We start from the raw sequence: 21,675 nt of genomic DNA on the forward strand, positions 1-21,675 counted from the left end.
CGGGTGGTGGACCCTTCAGCTGTCCCTCAATGCTACTCGCGGGTAGGTACCTGTGCTAGGGGCGGTTTGGGACGGGAATTCGACTGGCAGTTCCACTTTTCCGGCCTGGTGGACCAGCTGGTCCCACGCAAAATTGATGCCGTGAACCAGGCCGCCCAGGACGTTCTTCACGGTGTACCAGGCCAAGCTGCCGGCTCCGAGCAACGCAAGCGCGGCCATCGCGGCCAGCGCGATGAAGGTTGCCAGAACCAGGCCAAGGATTAGTGTTCCCGCGAAGACGTAAGTGCTGGTGTCTAAGGTCGTCAAGTCGAACTGCATTGGGTCCCCTCCGCAACGCTGCTGCCAAAACCGACGCCGTAGCGTCGGCGTCGTTGGTGTCGACATTAGGGGCGGTGCTGACCGTTCAGCCAGCCGCGACACCGGCGCCGCGACTGTTGATATCTGATCGAAACCGTACCGGGAGGTAGATCACGGAAGGGTTGCGGTGCACCCTGCGTTAACCTTGTACGGGGCAGTTTTCGGGATTTCCGCTGCCAGCAGGTTCCGCGGCGGCTGAAGGAGAGTAAGTGTCCCGCTCAGCAATGTCCTCGGCCGAAGCTATCAGTGCGCGGCTCAGGGACCTCGAACTCCTGACCAAGGGGCCCGCGTGGGCCCTTACGCGCTCGGCACCCTGGGTCATTGCGGTGCTCCAGGCATCCTTCACCCGCACAAGGCCGCAGCTTCCGCTCGAAGAGTTCCACGCCGACGTCGACGCTTTCCTTGAGCAGCTCCGTCGCCAGGAGCCCGGGCTGGGCGGACAGGCGAGCGGGAAGGCCTTCGCTGACGAGTGGACGCGCAAGCAGTTCCTGACCCGCCGCAGCCAGTCCGGCCAGATCGTCTACGAAATCACCGAAGCCGCCGCCCGGGTCCTGGCGTTCCTGGACAGCCTGTCCAGCGACCGTTCCACCCTCAACGGTTCCCGGCTCGGAACCCTGCTCGGCGACGTCGAGAAACTCGCCAACGAGACGAACCCGGACCAAAGCGCCCGGCTGGAATCCCTCGAGGAGGAGATCCAGGAGCGTCGGCAGCTGATCGAAGACATCAGTTCCGGCGACTTTGACGGTCTTTTGGATGATGAAGAAGCCGTCGAAGCGGCCGGGAACATCCTGGACCTCGCGGCGAGCCTGCCGGCCGATTACAAGAAGATGCGCGACCGCATCGAGGAACTGGTAGGCGAGCTCCGCAACCAGATCATCGAAGAGTCGCTCAGCAAGGGTGCCACCATGGCGCAGGTCCTTGAGGCGGATAAACGCTTGCGGCAGAGCCCCGAAGGCCGTACTTTCCGCTCCTTTACGGCCTTCCTTGAGGACCCGCAGCAACAGTTGCGCTTCCGTTCGGCGATCGGCGACGTGCTGAGCCGCCAATTCGCGGATGACCTCAGCCACGAGGACCGGGAAACCCTCAAGAACCTCGTGGCGGAACTGCGCGCGCAGCACAGCCAGATACAGCGCATCTACGGCCGCCTTTCGGAGAGCCTCAACAACTACATCCAGAGCGATGATATCCGCCAGTCCGTCCGGCTCCGGCAGGTCCTGCGCGAAGCCGAACAGGCCATCCGGTCCATGCCGTACGAGCGCGACCGTCCCGGCCTGGTCCGGGGACCGGTGCTGTTCAATGCAGGATTCGAGTCCCTCGCCATGGTCAAGCTCTTCGATCCGGACGAGTTCGCGGCGCCGCCGAAGCTCGCCGAACCCATTGCCTTCAGTGATTCGGACCGGGTCCGTTCGCTGCGCTCCGCGAAGGCAAGGCCCGGCGTCGTCCGCTCTGCCATGGCCGGCGCCGCCACACTGGCGGACGCCTGGGCGAACGTCCCCGAGGAAGACCGGCACATCAACACCGTCCGGGCCCTCCTGTCCGAAGCGCTGCACGCTGGTGCTGCATTCGACCGGGCCGCCTGGGAAAACATTGACTTCGAACAGATCGATGGCAGCACACGCACCGCGTACCTGCCGCTCGTGACGCTGACTCCCAGTGACGCTAAGGATTCCGATGACTGACGCCCACCCCACCGAGCATGCCCCCTCTTCGGAGCAAGGAGTGGGCATAACGCATCATGTCCACTCCGAGCCCTCCTTGGTTGGACATGCGGATTCGTGGACCGGAGCGGAAGACGGACATGCTCGTCCTGAGGTGCCGACGGATGGACATGTCCCTTCGGATCCGTTCCGCGTCACGCCACGCGACACCTTCGTTGACGGCGCGGCGTTGTTCCCGGGCGACACGGGCGTGCTGCCCATGAAGGTCCGCCAGGCCCTGGTCCGGCTTCTCAAAGGCCCGTATATCGACGGCGGCCGCGACGAAAAGCTCTGGACCACCCTTCTGGACAACCAAGTGATTCTCCGCAGCCGGCTCTCCGAGCTGTTCCTGAGCATGCAACTGGACCATGAGCGAAAGATCGCGGTGCTCCGTCCCGTCGATCCCGAAGCCATCGGAGGAAGCACCCGCTCGAGCATCCTTCGTCAGCAACGGGCGTTGAGCAGGGTCGAAACCATCGTGCTTCTGCGCCTGAGGCTCCTCCTCGACCGCCACGTCACAGCCCAGACAGACCCCGTGATCACCCGCGAAGAAATCGCCGAACTCGTGGCGCATTACCAGCCGTCCGGCCAACAGGACGCCCTCCGCGACGCCGACGTCGTCAACCGCACCATCACCAAGCTCCTGGCCCGCCAGCTCCTCCTGCCCACCGGGATCGAGGACACCTTCGCGATCTCCAAGGCCCTCCCGCTGGCCCTCCCGTTCGAAAACATCGGCGACATCCCAGCCCAGATCGAAGCCCTGGTCGCCGTAACCACCGACGAATCGGGCACGGAACCCCTCATCGAACTCACGGAAAACGACGACGACGGCGACGCCGACCGCAGCGACGACGCCGAGGAGGCGGATGCCGCCGTCGTGATCGACGGGCGAGGTGACGGCACACCCGCCGAAGCAGCCGATGCCGCCCAGGGAGTGGCATCGGGCCTGTCGGAGCCGCGCGCTGAGCTGATCGAAGATCAGCTGCGCGGCGGAGGGGCGGGGGCGGCATCGGCTGCGGAGGCAAAGGCAACCACAAAGAACGCAACCACAACCACAACTGACGAGACCAAGGAGGCAACCAGGTGACCATTGCGACGATGCTTCCGATCGGGGAGCTCACCAACCCGGGCCAGATGCGCCTCGCCTTGGTCCAGGTGGTCAACTGGGGCACGTTCCATGGCGCCCACACCATGCACGTGGACCGCAACGGCACGCTGCTCACGGGCAATTCGGGCGTCGGCAAGTCCACGTTGTTCGATGCGATGCTCCGGGTGTTCGATGCCCGTCCGCGTTCCAACGAGGCCGCGGCGCAACGGGCCGGCGGGGCTGTGGAGGATAAGAGGACCACGTTCACGTACATGCGTGGAAAGGTTGGCGACAAGGCCGTGGGTGAGGGCTCGGCGAGTGCCTTCCAGCGTCCCGGTGCCACATGGTCGGCCGTCGCGCTGACGTTCGACAACGCTGTCGGCACCAAGGTGACCATATCGGCACTCTTCGACCTGCCGAAGAACGGCACGGAGTCCAGCGTCGGCCGGTTCTATGTGATTGACAACAAGCCCCTGGATCTCGGCGCGATTGAGGGGATCGCGGAGAAGCGCTTCACCAAGGGTGCGCTGGAGACCATCTTCCCGGACGCCCAGATCTTCGACGTCCACAAGGCCTTCGCGGAGCGTTTCCGCCGGCTCCTCGGTATCAACTCGGACCAGGCGCTCCCGCTTTTGCGTGTGATCCAGGCCGGCAAGGGGCTGGGCGGCAGCGTCAACACCTTCTTCCGCGACCAGGTGCTCGACGCGCCCGCGACGCTGGCTGCTGCTGACGACGTCGTCGAGGAATTCAGCAACCTCATGTCCATCAGGCAGCGGCTGGAGGACGTTCGCCAGCAGCGCGACCAGCTCGCCCCGGTGCCCGGGATGAACAAGGAATACGCCCAGTCGTTGCTGGAGGCCAACCGGCTCCGGGAGCTCAGCGGCGAGGAATTCGACGCGTACAAGCAGCAGCTCTCGGTCACGGTCCATGCCAAGACCCTGGCCCGATTCAAGGACCTTGCCCAGGCGAAGGCAAAGGAGCTCAGCGCGGAGCGAAGCGTCCGGGACGCGCTCGCCAAGGAGCTTCGGCAGCTCGAATCGGATTACAACAACCAGGGTGGTAACGCGATTTCGGCGATCGAGCAGTCGCTCGAAAATGCCCGGGTCGGCCTCAAGCTCCGCCAGCAGGTGGAGGAGTCGGCCCGCCAAGCATTGGCCGACGCCGGCCTCAACCTTGAGTGGACGGCTGAGGGTTGGGAGCAGGCGCACGAACAGGCGGCGAGCCGTACCGCCGAGCTCAAGGACGATTCCGAAGCACTGCGGGAACTCCGCTTCGAAGCTTTCGACGGCCACGCCACCAAGAAACGCGAACTCGCCGCTGCCCAGCAGGAACTCGTCTCGCTGAAGACGCGCAAGTCCCTGCTGCCGCCGTCGAGCATTGAAAACCGCGCCGCGATCGCCGCTGCCACCGGCGTCGCGGAGGACCGCATGCCGTTTGGAGGCGAGCTCATAGACCTCGCCGAGGGTGAGGAACAGTGGCGCCCCGCGGCCGAGCGCGCCCTGCGGAACCTCGCCACCACTCTGCTGGTTCCCGGCGAGCACTTCGCCGCCGTCACGCGCTACCTGAATGACAACACAGTCCGCGGCGCCCTGCGTGCGGTGGATGTCTCCAAGCCGCTCCCGGGCGGGGCTTTGGCTGTGGAGGACGTGTCCGACGGCGACTTGCTGACTAAGTTGGACATCCTCACGGTGGGTGCGAACGCCGATGCCGGCCAGTGGATCCGCGAGCGGATCGCCGTCGATTTCGCCTACCCGTGCGTGGAAGATCCTGACGAACTCGCGAAGCTGGACAAAGGCCTGAGCCTGGGTGGCGTCGTCAAGCGCAACCGTCACACCGTGGAGAAGGACGATCGCTTCACGAGCAGGCAGGACTACGTCCTGGGGTTCGATAATGCTTCCAAGCTGGAGCTCGTGGCAGCCCGCGTGGGCGAGCTCGAAAACGAACTTCTGAAAGCCGCGGAACTGGCCCAAAGCCGCGAGGATTCCCACCAAGGCATGACCCGCCAGCTCGAAGCCCTGCGCCGCATCGCCGACGACGAGCGTGGCTGGGAACAGGTCTCTGCAGCAGTGGCGGCCGAGGAACTCGCGAAGATCGAGCAGCGACTCAAGGATGCCCTGGCGGCCCAGGCCGACTTGGAACCCTTGCGTGCGAACATAGAGGCAGTGCGCGAAAAGCACCAGTCCTCCACAGGGTCGGCGGCGGTTTTGCAGAGCGAATACAAGACGCTCGACCAGCAGATGACCACGGCTGACGCCCTCCTCGATGCCGCACGAAAGCGCCTCGACCAGGCGCCGCCGTCGGAAACGACCGTTGCTGCCCTTGAGCCTTACTTCAGCGCATTCGGCGAGGTGGGTGAGCTCCACGAACTCGACACCCTGGCTGCCGAAGTCCGGAGCAAGCTGTTGGCGGAACTGCATGCCACCGAGTCGCGCGGGCAGGCGTTGGCCGAGCGGTTGACGCGCATGTTCGAAGGATTCGTGCGCGAGTGGGGCACGGCGATTTCCGCGGACCATGGGACCTCGATTGGCGCGGCTGGCGAGTTCGAATCCCGATACCACCAGATCGTCAACGAGGGCTTGCCGGCCCAGGAAGCTGAATTCCGGCAGTTCTTCAACCAGCGCACGCACGAGTCATTCAGCACGCTCCTGCACTTGCTCGATGAGGAACGCCGCGCCATCACCAGCCGCATCCTGCCCCTCAACGGCATCCTGTCCGAGGTCAATTTCCACGAGGGCAGCTTCCTGGAACTCGACATCAAACAGACGCTGCCCGCCACCGCGAAGCAGTTCAAGGACGCCATCCAGAACGCGTTGAAGACCCGGCATTCACGTCCGTCCCGCGCTGTCTCGAGTGCCGGCGTCGCGCCCGTGGCGGACGACGACGTCGAACTCACCAACCGCTACAAGTCCCTCGAGACCCTCGTCAAGCGGCTGGGCTCGCAAACCCCCGAGGACCGCCGGTGGCGCGCCGAGGTGCTGGATGTCCGCGGTCACCTGTTCATCCAGTGCAAGGAGCACCGATCCGTCGCCGGGCCGCGCGGGGGCAAGAAGACCGAGGTGTACATGCATGCCGACACGGGTTCCATGTCCGGTGGCGAGCGGCAGCGTTTCACGGCGTTCATCATGGCTGCGGCGCTCAGCTACCAACTGGGCATTGCCGAGCAAGGTTTCACGACGTATGGAACGGTGATGATGGACGAGGCCTTCGTGCTCGCCTCGGAGGAGTTCGCCGGAGCGGGCATCAAAGCGCTCCACGAGTTCGGTTTCCAGCTGTTGCTGGCCGCCCCCGAGAACGTCATCGACCTATCCCGGCATCTCGGCTCCGTTACAGAAATCCTGCGCGACAAACGAACCAACCGCTCCGGCGTGCTCACGGCCCCCGTGATCGGCGGATCCGGCGTGCCCGGCGCCTGGCGTTCAGAGGCCAACCCCGTGGACATCGTGCTCCGCTAGCCCGGATGCCCGGACACTTGTGGCGGGTTTTTCCCGGACGCCCGGTCACTTGTGGCGTGTTTCCCCCGGACGCCCGGTCACTTGTGGCGTGTTTCCAAGGAACGCCCGCTCACCTGACGTGAGCGGGCGTGCTCCCGCGAGGGGCTACTTTCCCTGGACCCGCCCAAGAAACTGGGCGGTCCGCGACTGCAGCCCGGCGATTTGGCGAACAACGACGGCGGCCGGGTCCGGATTGATTTCGTTGACCGGCGGCTCCTTGCGGACGTTGGCACAGCAGCCGAAGTCGGCGCAGATCAACGTCCCCACGGTGTTGCCGTCGCGACCTGACTGGCCTGCGCGCTTCGCGACCCAAAGATAGACATCGTCTTTGGAAAACACGTCGCGGCACAGTTCGCAAAGGACCGACCGCTTCTTGCCGGAGCCTCCCTCAGGCGCGCGGAGCATGACGCCGGTGAGGGAACCATTGTTCGGAAGGACGAGGTAGCCCCGCAGCGGCATCTTCTCGTCGCGCCAGCCAAGGAATTCGAGGTTGTCCCAATCGAGGGAATCGAAATCCTTCGGGAGGTTGAGTTTGGCGGCCTCCGAGCGGCTCGCATTGATGAATGAGGAACGGATTTGTTGAGCGGTGATTTTCTGCACGGCGAAGTTCTTTCAGATCGAGTGGGCTCCGAAGAGAGGACGCGGGCGTCTGGCGATCCGAGGGCACGGCAAAGGGACCTCTGCTTGCTTCAAGTGCAGGGGCGGTGGGCTTAGTTTCCCCGACCGCCGAGCGGGATGGCCGACGCAAAGGGCGCTGCAAAGCAGGCCGATACGGCCACCTCGCCAACCATGGCAGCGCCAACGTGTGCAGTGCGCATGCTCATCCTCTCGATCTTCGCCGATTTCGCGGCCCTGGCGCGGTCCGTTGAATCAACCGGCTCCGCCATCTTTGCAAACCCTGTCCTCGGTGTCCAAACCTTTGACTGGAAGGGCCATGCGTGAGCTGTCGCCGCGTGGCCAAGCGATGCGAAATTAATTACGCGCCATAAACGTTTCGTAATTGTCCAAAAGGTAGGCTAACCTAACTTAGGTTCGCATCACTTACCTAAGGAGTCCCGTGGCTTCCCGCCCCTCACGCCGTGCCCTGCTAAAGACCGCAGGTGCAGCGACCGCAGCCGTTGCCGCCGTCGCACTGTCCCTCACCGCTTGCTCCACCGGTTCGACCACCGGCTCCACCACGGCCGGTTCAGCGACGACGTCGGCGACAAGTGGCCAGTTCCCGGTCACCATCAAAAACGTCTTCGGTGAAACCACCATCAAGTCGCAACCACGCCGCGTAGTGACCGTCTCGTGGGTCAACGACGACGTTGCCTTGGCCCTCGGCGTCGTGCCCGTCGGAGTGCCGAAGAATGCCTGGGGCAACAACGACAAGGGCTCCACCCCATGGAAGGACGCCGCGCTTGAGAAGCTGGGCGCCGGCTTTGGGACTTCAAAGGCGCCGGTCCAGTTTTCCGAGACAGACGGCATCAACTTCACCGAGGTGGCAAAGCTGGCACCGGACGTCATCCTCGCTGCCTACTCCGGCCTGAAGGAAGCCGACTACAAGAAGCTCTCCGAAATTGCCCCCGTGGTTGCCCAGCCGGAACTCGCCTACGGCACGCCGTGGCAAGAAGCTACCACGATCATCGGCAAGGCCCTGGGCAAGGAATCCGAGGCCAAGAAGCTCGTTTCTGATACCGAAGCAACCATTAAGAACAAGGTTGCCGCGTTCCCACAGCTCTCCGGCAAGTCCTTCATCTACGGCAACCTCGAGCCTGCCAAGGGCGACGGCGTCAACGTCTACACTGCCAACGACAACCGTCCGCGTTTCCTGTCCGAAATCGGCATGAAGCTTGCCCCCGTCGTTGAGAACGCCACCAAGGGCTCCAAGGAGTTCTACGTCCCGTGGTCAGCCGAAAACGCGAACGAGCTTTCCTCGGACGTCTTCGTAACGTGGGTGCCGGACGCGAAGACCACGGACCAGATTAAGCAGGACCCCCTGTTGGGCCAGATCCCCGCGATCAAGAAGGGGGCCTTGGTTGCCGGCTCCGACAACACACTCACCCTGGCGATCTCCGCATCCTCGCCACTGAGTCTGCCGTGGGCGTTAGACACGTTCCTGCCTCAGCTGGCCAAGGGCGCCGACGCGGCCGCCAAGTAGCGCTACCCCACCATGGCACAGAGTACGACGGCGGCGGGTCCACTTTCCGCGCGTGGAACAGGGCGCGAACTGGCAGCTCATGACCGCAAAAGCGATCCAAAGGGGCATCAACTGCCAGTTCGCGCGTACCGATGCGCCGCCTGGCTGATGGTCGCCGTCGTCGTGCTTGCGCTCGTTGCCGGTGCCTCCCTCGCGATAGGCGCACGGGGCATGTCCATCGAAACTGTGTGGCAGTCCCTCACCCAGTTCAACCCTGACGACGGCAACCACGCCGTGGTCCGCGCGCGCATCCCACGTACGGTCCTGGGTTTGGTGGTTGGGGCTGCCCTTGGCCTTGCGGGTGCCGCGATGCAGGGAGTCTCCCGCAACCCCCTGGCGGACCCGGGCATCATGGGCGTCAACGCCGGGGCGGCACTGGCGGTGGTCGCCGGGATCCACCTTTTCGGTATCTCGGGGGCGAGCGGCTTCATCTGGTTCGCTTTCGCGGGCGCCGCCGCGGCTGCCGCCGTCGTCTATCTGATTGCGTCGATGGGAAGGGACGGCGCGACGCCGGTGAAACTCGCCTTGGCGGGCGCCGCGTTAAGCGCCGGACTCTACTCGTTGATGAACGTCATCCTGGTTTCGAGCCAGGACACCCTGGACCGCTTCCGCTTCTGGCAAGTGGGCGGCATCGCTGGCAACGACTGGTCCGTCCTCGTCGCCGGACTGCCGTTCCTGCTGATTGGGGCGACGATCGTCCTGGTAAGCGGCCGGATCCTCAACAGCCTAGCCCTCGGCGACGACATGGCCCGCGGGCTCGGACACAATGTGCCCTTGGCGAGGGGCGTGACCGCTCTTGGAATCGTGCTGCTGTGCGGATCGGCCACGGCGATGGCCGGTCCCATTGGGTTCATCGGCCTCGTGGTTCCGCACGCAGTGCGCTTCTTCACCGGCCCGGACTATCGCTGGATCCTGCCGTTCTCGATGGTTCTCGCACCGGCACTTCTCCTGGTTTCGGACCTGGCCGGCCGGGTGGTGCTTCTTCCGGGCGAAGTCCCCGCGGGCATCATGACGGCAATCGTCGGTGCTCCCGTCTTCGTGTGGCTCGTCCGCCGAGGCAAGGGGACGTCGCTGTGAGCCCAACTCCCTGGCGGAGACTGAACCGGACCGCACTTCTTGGCGCCGGCGTCGTTGTCCTCTTTGCGGTGGCAGTGCTCCTGGGCAGCTACACCGTCACCATCCCCGACTTCGTCAAAATCCTCGCTGCCCACCTGACGGGCGGCGAGAAGATCCCGGGCGCAAGCTTCATCGTCATGGAGAACAAACTGCCCAGGGCCGTGCTGGGGATCCTGATCGGTGTGGCGTTCGGCCTCTCGGGCGGGCTCTTCCAGACGATGCTCCGCAATCCGCTCGCGAGCCCGGACATCATCGGCATCAGCTATGGGGCGAGTGCGGCGGCAGTCTTGGCCATCGTCGTCTTCGGGGCGTCCGGCGCCGTGGTGTCGGCTGCCGCGCTTGCCGGCGCGATCGGCGTCGCACTCGTCATCTACGTCATTTCGCGAGGTGACGGCCCGGGCAGTCGGCGCGGGAACGCGGCAGGCAACCGGCTGATCCTCGCCGGCGTCGGCGTCGCGGCGGCACTGGGCGCGGTGGTGAACTTCCTCCTGACCCGCGCTGATATTCGGACAGCTTCCGAGGCGCTCATCTGGCTCAACGGTTCGTTGAATTCGGCCAGTTGGGAACGCGTGGGCATCCTCCTCGCCTCGCTCGCAGTGATTGTTCCCGCGTTGGCCCTTCTCGCCGGACCCCTGCGAATGCTCGAACTCGGCGACGACGCTGCCGCCGGGCTGGGGATCCGGGTGAACGTGGTGCGATTCGGCCTGGTGATCGCCGCCGTCGCGCTTGCAGCAGTGGCGACGGCGGCGGCGGGACCTGTTGCCTTCGTCGCCTTCCTTGCCGGTCCGATCGCCCGGCGGATTGTCGGGCGACCGAACCTCCCGGCGTCGGCTTTCACGGGAGCCTTGATCGTCCTCGCGGCCGACTACTTCGCGTACAACGTTGCCCCGATTGTCCTGGCCGGCACAGTCCTGCCGCTCGGCGTCATTACCGGCGCCCTAGGTGCCCCATTCCTGCTGTGGCTACTGGTTACGTCCCACCGAAAGGAAGCTTGACATGGCACAACTGAGCGCAGGCAGCCTGACGCTCCAATATGAGCAGCGGCGGGTCGTAGAAGGACTCTCGACGCAGATTCCCGAAGGCAACGTAACTATGATCGTCGGCGCCAACGCCTGCGGGAAATCCACGCTGCTGCGAGGGCTGTCCAGGCTCCTGAAGCCGAGCGCGGGCGTCGTCACGCTGGATGGCAAGGACATCCACTCCCGCCCGGCCCGCGAACTCGCCCGAACTCTCGGCCTGCTTCCGCAGCACCCCGTTGCGCCGGATGGCATCACCGTGCGCGAACTCGTGGGCCGCGGGCGCTATCCCCACCAAGGATTCTTCCGAAGCTGGCGGACCGGCGACAAATCGGAGCATGACCTGGCCGTCCAACGCGCGCTTGAGACCACGTCAACGCTTGAGCTCGCTGAACGGAACGTCGACGAACTGTCCGGCGGACAGCGCCAGAGGGTGTGGATTGCCATGGCGCTCGCGCAGGAAACCGAGGTGCTGCTCCTCGACGAGCCCACCACCTACCTTGACCTGGCACATCAAGTGGAAGTGCTGGACCTGCTAACCGACCTCAACCGCAGCCGGGGAACCACGGTTGCCATCGTGTTGCACGACCTCAACCTGGCAGCCCGATATGCGGACCATGTCATCGCCATGAAAGCCGGGGCAATCGTTGCCGAGGGTCCAGCTGAAGTCGTGGTCACCGAGGATCTGGTCCGCGAGGTTTTCGGCCTCGAGTCCCGGGTGGTTCCCGATCCGCTGTCCGGCACGCCGCTCGTTCTCCCGATAGGACGGCACCACACTGCAGCCCCGCCTTCCGACATCGAATTGGAGTTTGTCCCATGAACGCCGACACCACCGTGCAGAACGCAACCACGGAGCCAATGACCCTCGCGTTCGATGTCACGGTCACCGCAGTCCAGGATCTGAGCCCCAATTTCCGCCGCATCACCTTCGGAGGCTACTGCCTGCGGGGATTCGGCGTGTCAGGGAGAACCTTGGACCTGCGCATCAAACTCATGATTCCCTCGCTCGACTCCCACGGACGCCCCCTGCCGTTGCCCTCCTTTAACACCGGCGACGCAGGGTGGTACCAGGAGTGGTTGGCGATGGACCCGTCGGTCCGTGGTTCGATGCGGACCTACACCGTGCGAAACGAGAGGCTTGACTCCGTCTACCCTGAGATCGACGTCGATTTCGTGATGCACTTCGATGACGGTGCGGTTGAGACGACAGCCGGCCCCGCAGTCAACTGGGCGCTGGCGGCGAAACCGGGGGATTCCATCACCATCATCGGCCCCAACAACCGTGCAGCCCACTGCATCACCGCTGAAACATACTCCGGCATCGAATGGCGTCCCGGCCTGGCACAGAGGGTCCTGCTTGCCGGCGACGAAACGGCGGTTCCCGCCATCGGCGCGATCTTGGAGTCCTTATCTGCGGGAATCACGGGTCATGCCTTTCTTGAAGTACCCGAGGCCGGCGATTTCCAAGACCTGGCCACCGACGCCGACGTCGAAATCACCTGGCTCGCACGCGGCGCATCCCTCGGCCGGTCCCGGCCTCACGGCGAGCTGCTGAAGCAGGCAGTCCGCGGAGCTGTTCCTGTGCCCGGATGGGTGGGCATCACCCCGCTCGACGGTGCAGCCGGCCCCGAACCGGAGGAGGTGAACGTGGACGAGGATCTCCTCTGGGAGACGCCGCTGCGCATGGATGCCGCAGCCATCGAGGCGAGCCGTAACCCGAACCTTCCCGCGGGCGCTTTGCCGTTCTACGCCTGGATCGCGGGCGAAGCAGGGGTGGTCAAGGACCTGCGCCGGTACCTGGTCCGTGATGTGGGGATCGACCGGAAGCAAGTAGCGTTCATGGGCTACTGGCGCAAGGGGAAAGCTGAACTCTAGCCCGCCCCCGGGCGTCGAATTAACCTGGGCTTTGCCGGCGGGCAACCGGGCGGGGCTACTCTGGCGTCGTGGCTGGGAACCTGCTTCATGCTGACCAGAGCGGACGACGGCGGTTTGTTGCCTTGGGCGATTCCTTCACCGAGGGCGTGGGGGACCGGAACGAGGCCCTACCGAACGGTGTCCGGGGCTGGGCCGACCGCGTCGCCGAGAAACTGGCGAAGGCCGAACCTGGCTGGGAATACGCCAATCTTGCCGTGCGGAGCAAGCGGCTCCGGCAGGTCATCGACGAGCAACTGGACCGTGCCCTGGCCATGGAACCGACGCTCATCACGCTGTATGCCGGCGGTAACGACATCCTGGATTTCGGCACGGACATGGACGTGCTCATGGCTGAGTACGAGGGACTCGTGGCCCGCCTCGCAGCCACGGGAGCCACGTTGGTCTTGTTCACGGGGTACGACGTCAAGGTCTCGGTGGTGCTGGAACCCTTGAAGAGGCGGAATGCCCTCTACAACGAACGAGTCCGCGAGCTGGCCGCCAAATACGGGGCCGTGCTGGTGGACTATTGGTGCCTTGACGCTTACCACGACCGACGCATGTGGGCCGCCGACCGTCTCCATATGTCCAAAGCCGGACACAAATACATGGCGTCGCAGGTCCTGGACCACCTCGGGGTCCCGCACAAGTTCTCGCCCAAGGACTGGGAACCGCCGCAGCGCCTCAAGCTGCGCGACTGGGAACGCCGTCAGCGCCGGTGGGTGAACGACTGGGTGTTGCCCTTGTTCGGCCGGAAGCTTCGGGGCGTCACGCTCGGGGACGCCCTTGGCCCACGCTGGCCGGAACCCGTGAAGGTCCCGCGGAAAGCCGGGCTGCGAAAAGTTGCGGAACGCCAAGCCGCTGCGGCTGCCTCGGCTGAGGCCGGCGCTGAGTCCGGCGCCAACGCCGGTGGTAAAGCTCAAGGCGAAGCTCAATACAACGGGGGGACATGATCATGGCCACGGAGACACCGCTGCGATTTGTCGCCGTCGGAGATTCTTTCACCGAAGGCGTCGGCGACACTGACCTCCGCCTCCCCAACGACTGCCGCGGCTGGGCAGACCGCGTGGCCGAGGAACTGGCGAGGCACCGGCCGGAGACGCGCTACGCCAACCTGGCCATCCGCGGCCGCCGGCTGAAGCAGATCGTCGCCGAACAACTCGAGCCGGCGCTCATGATGGCTCCCACGCTGGTCAGTTTCCACGCCGGCGGCAACGATCTCCTGGGCGCGCGGCTGGACATGCGCACCCTGGTGCGGGGCTTCGAGGACGCTGTCGCCCGGATCAAGCGAAGCGGTGCCCAGGTCCTGCTCTTCACTGAATACAACGTGCCGCTTTCGCCGATCCTGGAGCCGCTCAAGCTGCGCACGGCCGTCTTCAACAAACACATACGGCGGATTTCCGCAGCCTACGGAACCCTTCTGGTGGACCATTGGTGCTTCGAGAAGTACCAGGACCGGCGGATGTGGGCTCCGGACCGCTTGCACATGTCCGGGACAGGACACGAATACATGGCCAAGAAGGTCCTGGAGGTGTTGGGCGCCGTCCATTCGCTGGGCTCGCCGATGCTTGGACCGCTGCACCCGCGGAGCCGGGCCGAGATAATGGCCGACGACGCCGCGTGGCTCAGGCGCGATGTGGCACCTTGGCTTTCGCGTCGCTTCAGGGGAGTTTCAAGCGGGGATCACCTGAGTGCCCGCTGGCCGGCCCTTATGCCGGTCGTTTCGTTGGAACGGCTGGGGACGGCCGCCGAGCCAGTCCGGCTTTGAAGTGGGGCAGCGTCACGCCTCGGACGTTCAGCCGCGCTAGTCCAGCAGATTTTCGAAGCCCTTGGCTGCCGAAGTGACCGTGAATTCAATGATCTCGAAGTCGGCTACACCGTTGACGTAGAACGGATCCGTCGCCAAGGAAGCGTCCAGTGTCGCACGATCGACGTTGGACAAAAGCACACCCCCGATGGCTGGAACGCGACGACCGGACGCAACGAAAGTGCCGTCGTCGAACGCTTTTTTGACCCACTCCATATGGGCGGGGCGGTGGAAATCGACGATCTCGTCGGGAACTTTGTACGTCAGCGAAACGACAAACATGCCGCCCAGCCTACAACGCGGAGGGCGGCCCATCGGGTCGCCCTCCGTAGCGGCAATGACCTACGGCAGCAGTTTGACTGCGGAGTTCCAGTTGTAGTTGGGGTGGGCGTCGCTGATCTGAAGTGTCATGACGAGCAGTTGGAAGGCTTCGAGCTCGCGCGCGCGGCGCAGCGGTCCAACGTTCACGGGCCGCAGCCCGGCATCCTTAATGAAGTCGACGACGGCGGACGCCGCCGTGGCGTCGTCGCCCGCCACCAGGACGTCGAGGGTCTGGCCGCTCACTTCGCCGGCAGCGAGGGTGGCCGCGAAGACGGTGTTGAAGGCCTTGACTACCGACGCTCCCGGGACCAGAGCCTGGAGTTCTTCGGCCGCCGAGCTGCCGGCGGGGACGGTGAGGGAATCGAAGGTCTCGAAATTCACGGGGTTGGTGATGTCCACGATCGTCTTGCCGTCGAGCGCGGATCCATAGGAAGAAAGGACTTCCTTGGCGGCGCCGAACGGGGTGGCCAGGACCACGATGCTGCCTTCCGCCGGGGATCCCGTGGTGCCGGAGGTTCCGTTGACCGTCGCGGCAAGCGCAGCAGAGGAGCTTGCGTCGCGGCTGAGGATCTGGACGCTCTTGCCTGCTATGGCCGCGCGGGCCGCAATGCCGGATGCCATGTTGCCGGTACCGATGATGGTGATGTCAGCCATTGTTGTTTCCTTTGCTTGGGTGCAGAGCGGTTCACGAATTTGCTTGAAGCTTCAACAGAAATGGTAAAAACCGCTAGTTGAAGTGTCAAGTATTGATTTCCTTCTAAGATGAATCCATGACCGAACCGCGTTGGCTCAACGCCGACGAACGCCGTGCCTGGCTGGCCCTGTTGAGTATCAACACCCTGCTGCCGGCCGCCCTGGACACCCAACTGCAAGCGGCGGGCAAATTGTCGCTCTTCGACTACAACGTCCTCGCCATGCTGTCCGAAGCGGAGGGGCGTTTCCTGCCGATGAGTGAGCTCGCCGCCCGCACCAGCGCTTCCCTGTCGAGGTTGTCGCACGTCGTCACCAAGCTGCAGAGACGCGGATGGGTAGAGCGCGAAGCGCACCCCGGCGACGCCCGTGTCACGGTGGCGCACCTGACGGAGTCCGGCATGAACACCATCGTGTCCCTCGCGCCCGGCCACGTGGGTGCCGTCCGTGCTTTGATGTTGGATGCCATGAGCGACGACGACGTTGCCGATCTCGCGCGGATCGGCGAGAAGATCGTGGCCCGCCTCGACGACAATCACTGGATCCTGCGCGAACGGTGAGCCGGGACGGCGGCCGCGCCACTGGGCAGCAGGCGGGGCGTCGCCGCCGCTGCGCAGCGGGCGCAGTGTGACGGCCGCCCCCCAGTGATGAAAGACTGACGCCATGGATTTTTCTGCCCGGTATGTGGCATTGGGTGACTCGTTTACCGAAGGACTTGGCGACTCCGACCCCTCGCGCCCCAACGGGGTCCGGGGGTGGGCGGACCTCGTTGCCCATCAATTGGCTCAAAGCAACGAGGGTTTCGGCTACGCCAACCTGGCCATCCGCGGCAAGAAGCTCAGGCAAGTCATGGCTGAACAGGTGGACGCCGCCGTCGCGCTTGAACCGACGTTGGTGACCTTGTACGCGGGAGCGAACGACATCTTCCGGCCCAAAGTCGATATCGACAGGCTCATGGAGGACTATGAGGCAGGCATCGCGAAGCTAAGCGCAACCGGTGCCACGATGCTTCTCTTTACGGGCTTCGATGCCCGCAGTTCCAAGGTCTTCGGCACCATGCGCGGACGCACCGCGATCTACAACGAGTTGGTCCGGGAAATCGCCGAAAACCACGGTGCGCTGCTGGTCGACTACTGGCGCTTCAGCGAATACCACGACTGGCACATGTGGGCGCAGGACCGGATGCACATGTCCACCGCTGGTCATATCAACATGGCCAACCGGGTACTCGCCGTCCTCGAGCACGAAGGGTCCCTTGAGGTTCCGCCGGCTGTTCCGCAACCGCAGCTTGCGCGGGTGGAAGCGTTGCGGGCCAACGCGCGTTGGGCCCGTGAACACGCCGCCCCGTGGGTGGTCCGCCGCGTTACGGGCAAGTCCTCAGGTGACGGCCTGAGCCCGAAGTACCCGCAGCTCATCCGGCCCTAACTGTTCTGGCCGGCGCGGTTCCGGAAACCCGGCGTGGCGAGCAGTCCGCCGTCGTTCTTCACCGCAAGTACGTCCACGTCCCAGCGCGCGGTCGCTAGGGTGAGCGTCGCGGCGCCGCCGGCCATGATGGCTGTGGCCAGGACGTCGGCCGTGACGATGTCGGAAGCTGCCACCGAAACCTGCCTGAACCCTTCGTCCGGCTCCCGCTGGAGGCCAGCGGTCCAGATGTGGTGGCCGCGTTCGCCCGTTCCGGAGGTCGCGAGTGCGTGCTTGCCTGCGCTGCCGACGGGAAACGCCGTCAGGAGCGCCGTCCGATCCTCGGGGTCGACGATCCCCGCCAACCACGGCCTCGGGCTTCCCGGCGTCGGCGATCCGCCCACCAGGACGTCTCCGCCCGCGTTGAGGCACCAATCCTCCAAGCCAAGGGCGGGCAGCGATGTTCCGGCTTCCCGGATCGCATGGGCCTTGACGACTCCCGCCAAGTCCACGACGCCGTCGGGCCGTTCCGCCGTAAAGGCACCTTCCGTGAGGGTGCGCCATTCGCTCGCCTCGACATACAGCCGCCGCATGTCCGCCGAGGCATCCGTCAGCGTCAGCTCGCCCCGCGCCATGGCGCTCGCCTCCGAGCCGGGGCGGTAGAGACTAAACGTTTGGTCAAGCCTGTTGAACAACTGCTCGACGACGGCGGTGGCCGCCTCGAGCGCTTCCACAACGGATGGGGAAGCCGTCCCGGGAGCAGACGGAACGGCGAGGCTAACCACCGTGCCCATACTGGTGAAGGTCCGGGAGCGAAGGCGGGGCTCCGCGCCGTGCCGTCCGGGCAGGCTTGGATCAGAAATGGGCTGCATCGAGGGCTGCCTGGAGTGACGTTAAATAGGCCTCGCTGGTAAAGGTGGCCCCGCCGATTGTCTGCACGTTCGCCGACTGCGCGCTCAGCACCTCTGATCGCAGAAGGGGCGCCGCCCGGGCGCTGATCTGTACGGATCGTTGCTCCTGGTCGGTCAGATGAAGGGCGGTGACATCCGTGATCACGCCGGCCTTGATGGTTACCTGGACCTGGACGGTTCCGAAGCGGGTCTGCACCGCGGTTCCTGTGTAGGTGCCGCCGGCCTTGGCGGTGGCTCCGCCCGCCGTCGAGCCCGTACTTGTCCCGCCTGTGGTTCCGGGCGCCGTCGAGCCCGTACCGGTGCCGCCTGTGGTTCGGGGTGCGGAGGTGGTTACCGCCGATGCGTTCGATTCCGCCACGTGCGTGCCCGCCTGCCAAGCGGCCAGGAGGATGGCGCCCGACGCCAACGCTGCTGAAATTCCTGCCCTGAGTCTCACCAGTCAAACCTTTCGTAGTGGAGTTGCTCCTCCCGCACGCCTGACCTTTTTGCCTCAGCCAGCACTTGGCGGGCCCAAGCGGACGGGCCGCAGATGTAGACATCCGCGTCGGCGATGTCCGGTACGAAGTCCGGTAGCCGCGAGTTACCGGCAGAAGCGGGCAACCAGGCGCCCTGAGGATCCGCTGACCGCGGGCCGGTCAAATGGAAGAGCGTGGCACCGCGCTTCCGGCACAATTCAAGGATCTCGTCGCCGAGGAACAGCTCATCCGTGCTGCTGCCGCGCAGAAGGACAGTCGCGCGGCCGGGCGCGAAAGGTGTGGATTCCAGGAGGGCACGGAGGGGAGTGATCCCGATTCCTGCGCCGATCATCACGATGTGTTCCCGGCTCCGGGCCGCCGTGCTGAAGACCCCGTAGGGACCCTCGATGGCCACTTTCGTCCCCGGCTTCAGCGAAGCCAGCCGGGCCGAGCCCGCACCCAGATTCCGGACAGTGATCCGCAGGGTGGGCTGTTGGGCGGGCTGTCCGTATGACGTGCCCGACGGCGGGGTGGTCGGCTCCGCGGACAAGCTGAACGGATGCGCCTGCCACCACAGCCCGGGAGCGAGGAAACGCCATACGAAGAACCGGCCGCCGTTTCCCGACAGCTCGTTCAGCCGCAGGCCGCTCATTTCGATGCTGAAGACACCCGGCGCAAGCGGCACCACGCGCCGCACCGTCAGCTGGTGCCGGAAGGTGGCCATCACTGGCTGGGCGACACGGAACCAAACGAGCGCCGAACCTGTTCCGATGCAGAGCAGCAGCCAGTACCAGCGCTGCCACGTCCCTTCGGCGAACAAACCGCCCACACTGAACTGGTGCGGAAGGGCTGCTGCGACCGCGAGGTAGGTGAGTAGGTGAACGAAGTACCAGAACTCGTACGGAAAACGGCGTCGAACGGCTACCAGCGAGGTGACCACCACGGCAATGAACAGCGCCAGTGAGACGAATGCCAACCACATATCGGGCACCAGCACCCAGAGCGAAACGGCCTCGCTCACGGGGTTTAGGCCCTCGGCCATGCCGTAACCAGTCGCGACGAAAAGTCCGTGCGCCAGCAGCAGGTAGAGAGCCGGCTTGCCTAGCTTCCGGTGGAATTCCAGCGCCCTGTCATGCCCGACCGTACCGTCCACAAAAGGCAGGCGTGCTGCGAGGAGGAGCATCAGGAAGACCAGGTCCATGCCCGCAAGTCCGGCAAGGATCCCGACGGCGGTGACCGCCTGGGCGCCGTCCGCGACGGACGACACCCCGCCGTCGGCGAGCCACAAACCCAGCGCCGCTGCGAGGGAAACCCACAGCGCAACGGTGAGCATGTCCGTTCGGAACATGCGTCGGCGGTGCTGCGCAGTGAATCGTCCCGTGGCCGGATAGCGCCGTGCGGGCTGACCCTGGGACATGCCCTTCGGTTGGTCCGCAGAGGCGAGGAGGTGCGTCTTCATGTCTCAAGATTGACGCCTCAACCTTTCGTTACGCTGTGAAGGAACTGGCCCGCGCTTATGAGTTGGGCGGCTGTCCTTATACACCCGATTGGCCTTAATTTCCCACAGCCCCTAGACTTATTAGGCGCTAGGTGGCGTGGAGCGTGTGCAATTGCTCCGGTTGGCGGTGACTGTTGGCAACAACAGGAGATCTGCGGGCCGGTAGTTAGGGGCTCAAGTTGCGCGCATTCCAGTATTCGCCCAGTATTCCGGCCTGTTGACCGGACCCACTACCTTCGCCGCGGCGGCGACCATTGGCTGGTTTCAGTCGAGTGATCCAATCCGCGGGAACTACCGAAATCGATGTGGACTGGTTGCGAACGTTGCCTATTGCACGGGAGGCAGGAACTCTGCCGACCGTTTCATTTTATTTTTTTAGGAGAGTCGTCATGGCAGCACACTGCCAGGTGACCGGAGCCGAGCCGGGCTTTGGACACAGCATTTCGCACTCGCACCGCCGCAACAAGCGTCGGTTCGACCCCAACATCCAGAAGAAGCGCTACTGGGTTCCGTCCCTGCGCCGTAATGTCACGCTGACCCTGTCGGCCAAGGGCATCAAGACCATCGACGTTCGCGGCATCGACGCAGTCGTCGCCGAAGTTCTGGCTCGTGGGGTGAAGCTCTAATGGCAAAGGACAAGGACGTACGTCCGATCATTAAGCTGAAGTCCACCGCGGGAACCGGTTACACCTACGTGACCCGCAAGAACCGTCGTAACGACCCGGACCGCCTGGTCCTGAAGAAGTACGACCCCAAGATCCGCCAGCACGTCGAATTCCGAGAGGAGCGCTAAACATGGCTAAGAAGTCCAAGATTGCTCGCAACGAGCAGCGCAAGGTCATCGTTGAGCGTTACGCTGCGAAGCGTCTCGAACTGAAGAAGACCCTGGTTGACGCCAACGCGACTGACGAAGCACGCGAAGAGGCTCGCCTCGGCCTGCAGAAGCTGCCCCGCAACGCCTCCCCGATCCGTCTGCGTAACCGCGACATCATCGACGGCCGTCCGCGCGGTACCTTCCAGAAGTTCGGTATCTCCCGTGTTCGCTTCCGCGACATGGCTCACCGTGGTGAGCTCCCGGGCATCACCAAGTCTTCCTGGTAATCCAGAAGCACTAGAAGGGCCGGCAACCGTTTGGTTGCCGGCCCTTCTTGCGTTTGAGGCATCGGGATCCGGGGCTCTGAGGCGGCGGGTATCCCGGTCCGCGATTAAGTGGTGCAGCACACATTGTTGGATAACGACGGCGTCGGCCTCTTTTTGCGCGGAATGGGCCGTTTTGCCCCGGATTACCGCGGTTATTGCCCGCTTGAGGGGTGATTTGCGTGGGGTGCTGGGGGTGTGTAGAGTAGATCGAGTCGCCGCCGCTGAAGCGGAAAAGTTGCGACCGACTCCCTTTCAAATGGAAACCATTTTCTGGTTCGCTTTGGTGTGTTCCGGTGTGGTTTCCGGGGTCGTGGATCGTGTTTTGTCCGGTGTGGTTCCTGGTTTCGGGAGTTGTGCGGGACAGGCGGGTCTGGTAAGTTTGGAAAGTTGCTCCGGAGCGATCTTGGCCGTGTGGTTGGGTGGTGCCGGGTGTGTCTGTTGTTTGAGAACTCAATAGTGTGCCAAGTTTGTTGATACCGATTTTTTGATTGGTTGATTTTGCTGGGCTGCCGCGCACCCCCGTGTGTGGTGGTCTGGTTTCAGCTGGTTTCAGATTTTGCAGCTGTCTTTTGCCGTTATTTCCGGTGGGGATGGTTGT

23 protein-coding genes and 1 pseudogene are annotated in these 21,675 nt (G+C 64.4%); 16 read left to right on the top strand and 8 right to left on the bottom strand.

Going from position 1 to position 21,675, the window contains the following annotated elements; all coding sequences use genetic code 11:
* Positions 1–15: 15 nt before the first annotated feature.
* Positions 16–318 carry a hypothetical protein gene (locus L0B83_RS17320; RefSeq protein ID WP_234759796.1) on the bottom strand — a complete coding sequence of 101 codons (303 nt, stop codon included), beginning with the start codon at positions 316–318 and terminating at the stop codon, positions 16–18.
* Positions 319–566: 248 nt separating this feature from the next.
* Between L0B83_RS17320 and L0B83_RS17325 the strand changes: the two genes are divergently transcribed.
* From L0B83_RS17325 to L0B83_RS17335, 3 genes and pseudogenes are all read left to right on the top strand, one after another.
* Positions 567–2,036, top strand: coding sequence for a DUF3375 family protein (locus L0B83_RS17325; RefSeq protein WP_234759797.1), 1,470 nt, complete (start codon positions 567–569; stop codon positions 2,034–2,036).
* Positions 2,037–2,169: 133 nt separating this feature from the next.
* Positions 2,170–2,925, top strand: a pseudogene (locus L0B83_RS17330) (DUF4194 domain-containing protein); the annotation flags it as partial.
* Between the two features lie 212 nt (positions 2,926–3,137).
* Positions 3,138–6,593 (top strand): ATP-binding protein, encoded by a 3,456-nt coding sequence (locus tag L0B83_RS17335; RefSeq protein ID WP_234759798.1) that lies wholly within the window; start codon positions 3,138–3,140, stop codon positions 6,591–6,593.
* Between the two features lie 144 nt (positions 6,594–6,737).
* On the opposite strand, the gene L0B83_RS17340 is transcribed toward L0B83_RS17335, so the two are convergent.
* The gene (locus L0B83_RS17340; RefSeq protein ID WP_234759799.1) at positions 6,738–7,232 is read right to left on the bottom strand and encodes an FBP domain-containing protein; all 495 of its coding nucleotides are present in this window, start codon (positions 7,230–7,232) and stop codon (positions 6,738–6,740) included.
* 135 nt (positions 7,233–7,367) lie between these two features.
* On the opposite strand from L0B83_RS17340, the gene L0B83_RS17345 reads away from it, so the two are divergent.
* From L0B83_RS17345 to L0B83_RS17380, 8 genes are all read left to right on the top strand, one after another.
* The gene (locus tag L0B83_RS17345) at positions 7,368–7,574 is read left to right on the top strand and encodes a hypothetical protein (RefSeq protein ID WP_234759800.1); all 207 of its coding nucleotides are present in this window, start codon (positions 7,368–7,370) and stop codon (positions 7,572–7,574) included.
* Between the two features lie 115 nt (positions 7,575–7,689).
* Positions 7,690–8,772: an iron-siderophore ABC transporter substrate-binding protein gene (locus L0B83_RS17350; RefSeq protein WP_234759801.1), complete on the top strand. Its 1,083-nt coding sequence runs from the start codon at positions 7,690–7,692 to the stop codon at positions 8,770–8,772.
* 12 nt (positions 8,773–8,784) lie between these two features.
* Entirely contained in the window at positions 8,785–9,888 is a 1,104-nt protein-coding gene (locus L0B83_RS17355) for a FecCD family ABC transporter permease (protein WP_234759802.1), read from the top strand.
* Positions 9,885–10,922, top strand: a complete 1,038-nt coding sequence (locus L0B83_RS17360) for a FecCD family ABC transporter permease (protein WP_234759803.1) — start codon at positions 9,885–9,887, stop codon at positions 10,920–10,922. Before L0B83_RS17355 ends, L0B83_RS17360 begins: the two co-directional genes overlap by 4 nt.
* Before the next feature lies 1 nt (position 10,923).
* Positions 10,924–11,763, top strand: a complete 840-nt coding sequence (locus L0B83_RS17365) for an ABC transporter ATP-binding protein (RefSeq protein WP_234759804.1) — start codon at positions 10,924–10,926, stop codon at positions 11,761–11,763.
* Positions 11,760–12,818: a siderophore-interacting protein gene (locus L0B83_RS17370; RefSeq protein WP_234759805.1), complete on the top strand. Its 1,059-nt coding sequence runs from the start codon at positions 11,760–11,762 to the stop codon at positions 12,816–12,818. The genes L0B83_RS17365 and L0B83_RS17370 overlap by 4 nt, the downstream gene beginning before the upstream one ends.
* 68 nt (positions 12,819–12,886) lie before the next feature.
* Positions 12,887–13,807 (top strand): SGNH/GDSL hydrolase family protein, encoded by a 921-nt coding sequence (locus L0B83_RS17375; protein WP_234759806.1) that lies wholly within the window; start codon positions 12,887–12,889, stop codon positions 13,805–13,807.
* A 2-nt stretch (positions 13,808–13,809) separates the two neighbouring features.
* The gene (locus tag L0B83_RS17380) at positions 13,810–14,622 is read left to right on the top strand and encodes an SGNH/GDSL hydrolase family protein (RefSeq protein ID WP_234759807.1); all 813 of its coding nucleotides are present in this window, start codon (positions 13,810–13,812) and stop codon (positions 14,620–14,622) included.
* A gap of 36 nt (positions 14,623–14,658) precedes the next feature.
* Here the strand turns inward: L0B83_RS17380 and L0B83_RS17385 are convergent, their stop codons facing one another.
* On the bottom strand, positions 14,659–14,943 hold the full coding sequence (locus L0B83_RS17385) for a YciI family protein (RefSeq protein ID WP_234759808.1): 285 nt from the start codon (positions 14,941–14,943) through the stop codon (positions 14,659–14,661).
* Positions 14,944–15,003: 60 nt separating this feature from the next.
* Complete coding sequence (locus tag L0B83_RS17390; RefSeq protein WP_234759809.1) at positions 15,004–15,636, bottom strand: NADPH-dependent F420 reductase; 633 nt, start codon at positions 15,634–15,636, stop codon at positions 15,004–15,006.
* A 116-nt stretch (positions 15,637–15,752) separates the two neighbouring features.
* Here L0B83_RS17390 and L0B83_RS17395 point away from each other — a divergent pair, with 116 nt between their 5' ends.
* Together L0B83_RS17395 and L0B83_RS17400 are read left to right on the top strand one after the other, a co-directional pair.
* A complete protein-coding gene (locus L0B83_RS17395; protein ID WP_234759810.1) occupies positions 15,753–16,232 on the top strand; it encodes a MarR family winged helix-turn-helix transcriptional regulator in 480 nt (159 codons plus the stop codon).
* A 103-nt stretch (positions 16,233–16,335) separates the two neighbouring features.
* Positions 16,336–17,097 (top strand): SGNH/GDSL hydrolase family protein, encoded by a 762-nt coding sequence (locus tag L0B83_RS17400; RefSeq protein ID WP_234759811.1) that lies wholly within the window; start codon positions 16,336–16,338, stop codon positions 17,095–17,097.
* Here the strand turns inward: L0B83_RS17400 and L0B83_RS17405 are convergent.
* Genes L0B83_RS17405 through L0B83_RS17415 form a run of 3 tightly spaced genes read right to left on the bottom strand, consistent with a single transcriptional unit; the run spans position 17,094 to position 19,898 of the window.
* A complete protein-coding gene (locus tag L0B83_RS17405; protein WP_308194016.1) occupies positions 17,094–17,945 on the bottom strand; it encodes an FAD:protein FMN transferase in 852 nt (283 codons plus the stop codon). The genes L0B83_RS17400 and L0B83_RS17405 overlap by 4 nt on opposite strands.
* Complete coding sequence (locus L0B83_RS17410; protein WP_234759812.1) at positions 17,929–18,420, bottom strand: FMN-binding protein; 492 nt, start codon at positions 18,418–18,420, stop codon at positions 17,929–17,931. Before L0B83_RS17410 ends, L0B83_RS17405 begins: the two co-directional genes overlap by 17 nt.
* Entirely contained in the window at positions 18,417–19,898 is a 1,482-nt protein-coding gene (locus L0B83_RS17415) for a ferredoxin reductase family protein (protein WP_308194017.1), read from the bottom strand. The genes L0B83_RS17410 and L0B83_RS17415 overlap by 4 nt, the downstream gene beginning before the upstream one ends.
* A 428-nt stretch (positions 19,899–20,326) precedes the next feature.
* Between L0B83_RS17415 and rpmB the strand changes: the two genes are divergently transcribed.
* From rpmB to rpsN, 3 genes are read left to right on the top strand one after another with little or no spacing between them, the layout of a single operon-like run.
* Positions 20,327–20,563, top strand: coding sequence for a 50S ribosomal protein L28 (gene rpmB / locus L0B83_RS17420; protein ID WP_234759813.1), 237 nt, complete (start codon positions 20,327–20,329; stop codon positions 20,561–20,563).
* Positions 20,563–20,730, top strand: a complete 168-nt coding sequence (gene rpmG / locus L0B83_RS17425; protein ID WP_003798558.1) for a 50S ribosomal protein L33 — start codon at positions 20,563–20,565, stop codon at positions 20,728–20,730. Before rpmB ends, rpmG begins: the two co-directional genes overlap by 1 nt.
* Positions 20,731–20,732: 2 nt before the next feature.
* Positions 20,733–21,038 (top strand): 30S ribosomal protein S14, encoded by a 306-nt coding sequence (gene rpsN / locus L0B83_RS17430; protein ID WP_028267656.1) that lies wholly within the window; start codon positions 20,733–20,735, stop codon positions 21,036–21,038.
* A gap of 10 nt (positions 21,039–21,048) precedes the next feature.
* Here rpsN and L0B83_RS17435 read toward each other — a convergent pair.
* A partial coding sequence (locus L0B83_RS17435) for a hypothetical protein (protein ID WP_234759814.1) occupies positions 21,049–21,675 on the bottom strand: 627 nt, incomplete at its 5' end.

The organism is Arthrobacter alkaliphilus (assembly GCF_021483235.1).
GTDB lineage: Bacteria > Actinomycetota > Actinomycetes > Actinomycetales > Micrococcaceae > Arthrobacter > Arthrobacter alkaliphilus.

Excerpts from the sequence above, each read along its gene's own strand:
- L0B83_RS17320 (WP_234759796.1), bottom strand. The coding sequence starts at position 318 with ATGCAGTTCGACTTGACGACCTTAGACACCAGCACTTACGTCTTCGCG.
- L0B83_RS17345 (WP_234759800.1), top strand. The coding sequence starts at position 7,368 with ATGGCCGACGCAAAGGGCGCTGCAAAGCAGGCCGATACGGCCACCTCG.
- L0B83_RS17355 (WP_234759802.1), top strand. The coding sequence starts at position 8,785 with ATGGCACAGAGTACGACGGCGGCGGGTCCACTTTCCGCGCGTGGAACA.
- L0B83_RS17365 (WP_234759804.1), top strand. The coding sequence starts at position 10,924 with ATGGCACAACTGAGCGCAGGCAGCCTGACGCTCCAATATGAGCAGCGG.
- L0B83_RS17370 (WP_234759805.1), top strand. The coding sequence starts at position 11,760 with ATGAACGCCGACACCACCGTGCAGAACGCAACCACGGAGCCAATGACC.
- L0B83_RS17380 (WP_234759807.1), top strand. The coding sequence starts at position 13,810 with ATGGCCACGGAGACACCGCTGCGATTTGTCGCCGTCGGAGATTCTTTC.
- L0B83_RS17385 (WP_234759808.1), bottom strand. The coding sequence starts at position 14,943 with ATGTTTGTCGTTTCGCTGACGTACAAAGTTCCCGACGAGATCGTCGAT.
- L0B83_RS17390 (WP_234759809.1), bottom strand. The coding sequence starts at position 15,636 with ATGGCTGACATCACCATCATCGGTACCGGCAACATGGCATCCGGCATT.
- L0B83_RS17395 (WP_234759810.1), top strand. The coding sequence starts at position 15,753 with ATGACCGAACCGCGTTGGCTCAACGCCGACGAACGCCGTGCCTGGCTG.
- L0B83_RS17400 (WP_234759811.1), top strand. The coding sequence starts at position 16,336 with ATGGATTTTTCTGCCCGGTATGTGGCATTGGGTGACTCGTTTACCGAA.
- L0B83_RS17405 (WP_308194016.1), bottom strand. The coding sequence starts at position 17,945 with ATGCAGCCCATTTCTGATCCAAGCCTGCCCGGACGGCACGGCGCGGAG.
- L0B83_RS17415 (WP_308194017.1), bottom strand. The coding sequence starts at position 19,898 with ATGAAGACGCACCTCCTCGCCTCTGCGGACCAACCGAAGGGCATGTCC.
- rpmB (WP_234759813.1), top strand. The coding sequence starts at position 20,327 with ATGGCAGCACACTGCCAGGTGACCGGAGCCGAGCCGGGCTTTGGACAC.
- rpmG (WP_003798558.1), top strand. The coding sequence starts at position 20,563 with ATGGCAAAGGACAAGGACGTACGTCCGATCATTAAGCTGAAGTCCACC.
- rpsN (WP_028267656.1), top strand. The coding sequence starts at position 20,733 with ATGGCTAAGAAGTCCAAGATTGCTCGCAACGAGCAGCGCAAGGTCATC.